Origin of the sequence: Propionivibrio sp. (assembly GCF_049316945.1) — a bacterium.
Taxonomy (GTDB): Bacteria; Pseudomonadota; Gammaproteobacteria; order Burkholderiales; family Rhodocyclaceae; genus Propionivibrio.
The window spans coordinates 1-1,968 of sequence record NZ_JBMOJE010000352.1 but is presented as its reverse complement, the minus strand read 5'-3'; the positions used below and the strand labels follow the sequence as shown (position 1 = coordinate 1,968).

General features: G+C 54.8%; 4 protein-coding genes. 2 read left to right on the top strand and 2 right to left on the bottom strand.

Features of this window, described 5'->3' with window-relative positions; genetic code table 11:
• The coding region (locus tag ACOYNV_RS28045) for a hypothetical protein (protein ID WP_422903111.1) at positions 1-373 on the bottom strand (373 nt) is incomplete at its 3' end.
• A gap of 118 nt (positions 374-491) precedes the next feature.
• A complete protein-coding gene (locus ACOYNV_RS28040) occupies positions 492-815 on the bottom strand; it encodes a helix-turn-helix domain-containing protein (protein WP_422903110.1) in 324 nt (107 codons plus the stop codon).
• A gap of 191 nt (positions 816-1,006) precedes the next feature.
• On the opposite strand from ACOYNV_RS28040, the gene ACOYNV_RS28035 reads away from it, so the two are divergent.
• Together ACOYNV_RS28035 and ACOYNV_RS28030 are read left to right on the top strand one after the other, a co-directional pair.
• Positions 1,007-1,453: a helix-turn-helix domain-containing protein gene (locus ACOYNV_RS28035; RefSeq protein ID WP_422903109.1), complete on the top strand. Its 447-nt coding sequence runs from the start codon at positions 1,007-1,009 to the stop codon at positions 1,451-1,453.
• Positions 1,454-1,517: 64 nt separating this feature from the next.
• Positions 1,518-1,922 (top strand): hypothetical protein, encoded by a 405-nt coding sequence (locus ACOYNV_RS28030; RefSeq protein ID WP_422903108.1) that lies wholly within the window; start codon positions 1,518-1,520, stop codon positions 1,920-1,922.
• The last annotated feature ends 46 nt before the right edge of the window (positions 1,923-1,968 follow it).

The window sequence follows — 1,968 nt, the reverse complement described above, 5'->3', positions numbered from 1 at the left end:
GCTCCAACTTGCCGATCTCCGCATCGAGCGCATCCTTGCCGACCAGCACCTTGCAGCCGCGCAAATCCGCCAGCCAGGCGATCAGCGCATGCGACGCCAGGGCCACTTCAAACGCCGGCAGATACTCCAGTGGAAAGCGCCAGCCTTCGCGGCTGTCCGCCGTCCAGCTATCAAGCTGGTGCTTGCTGATGTCGTGTCCGGTCAGCACGCTCATATGGGCAGCGATATCGACGCGGGAACGTGGCGAATCCTTCATTAAATCGGATAAAAGCTGGCGCAAACTCGGCCCAACGGCCAGCGCGCCAGGGGTCGGATTACGCGGCACCGGAACCTCGAACAGGTCCAGCGTCATCGGGTCACGACGGGTTTTCACTTCGGCACCTTGCCGAAGTAGCCGCCGAAGTCAGAAGCCACAATGCCTATCCCTTGCAGGTGATACTTACCCACTAGCAGGATGTGCAGGGTCGCGAGAGATATGCGGTTTGTCATGGCTATGCAGCCAGCCCGAGATAACCATTGACCGGTTGTGCTGCTGCGCTACACTGAACAGCACGAAACCCTTGTAATTTACGGGTTCCGTCTTCGTTGTAGCGCGAGGGCCAGATCACCATCGGGTGAATCCCAAGGGCGTCAGCGATGCGCTTTTCATTGGTCGGCAACGAGCGCACCAGAGCAGCAGAAAAGCTGCTGCTGTCCTTGATTCCGTGCAGCGTTGCCAGAGCACGTAACGTGGTCTTTTTCTTGCGCAGTGCGCAGATAACATCGGCGGGGTGCCAGTCCTCTTGACTGGCTTTTTTTGCGACTTTAGCGTTCATTCCTTGCTCCTCTTGGTTGGTTGCCATGAGGTGTATTTAACATGCGATTGCATGGCTATGTCAACGTTTATTTTGGTTGTCGACACTGGATTGCATGTTTTTATTATGGAATTGAGAATTCTTATGTTTAATCATATGTTTACGTTTGTCGACAACCGTGCGCTCGGTTGTCGACGCAGGTTGTCGACACCGTGATTGTTGTCGGCAACCAAAAAAAGGCTGTAGGAGATCGGCTTAAGAAGGCCAGGACAGAGCTTTTCTTGACCCAAAAGGAGCTTTTCACGCTTTCTGGGATACCTGTCCCGTCGCTACAGGACTACGAGGCAGGCAAACGCATGCCTGGCGGGGATGCAGTGTCTGCACTGATCCGGTTTGGAATAAACGCCAACTGGCTGCTCACCGGCGAAGGGCCAATGCTGCTCGCCGATCTGGAGAAGCCCGAGCCACTTCCTTTACTGAACAAGATCAACGAAGGTGCGTTGGCGGCAGTTATTCAGGGCTACCTAATCAGCTACCCGGACGCGAAGCCAGAAAGGGCGGCCGGCTTGATAGCTAGTATCTATAAGGGTTTGATCGACAGAGGCGAGATCACTCCAGACGGCGTTGGTACCGGCGATCCGAACGCCAGGGCGGCTTGACTATGCCTTTTGTCTAATACCTGTTTCCCGGTAGGTATGGCATGCTTTTGTCCAAGGAGGAAGCATGCAAGAACACCACTACACCTGGGCGCTGGCGTTATCAATGATCGGCTTCAGCCATGCCCGTAACGCCGATACCGCCACCGACGACCAGGGCGTGCCAATGGTAAAGGTCACCGCCAGGGCCGGCCACCTCCAGGCATCAACCGAGACCGCCGCCAACGACGCCCTGGTAGCCGATGCAGCGTTACTTCTGGGGTTCATTTACGTCTTGGAATGTGCCAAATATCGCTCTACTCTGCTCAGAAAACAGCAAAACGGTCTGCTTTCTGTTCAAAATCACGAGACGACAATTTTAGCCCTCGATTTCTCCATAGCCCTTGCCATTCAATGGCTTCACGAAATAGGGCGGCTTTTTTTGGAGTCTGAAAGGATGTGCCAAATAAACACCCCCCTCACAGGTGCGTAGCGAACGTATTGGCGGCAAGATACGCCAGATCACCGTCCTCAATCTC

Coding starts and splice junctions, on each gene's coding strand:
- ACOYNV_RS28040 (WP_422903110.1), bottom strand. CDS start 815: ATGAACGCTAAAGTCGCAAAAAAAGCCAGTCAAGAGGACTGGCACCCC.
- ACOYNV_RS28030 (WP_422903108.1), top strand. CDS start 1,518: ATGCAAGAACACCACTACACCTGGGCGCTGGCGTTATCAATGATCGGC.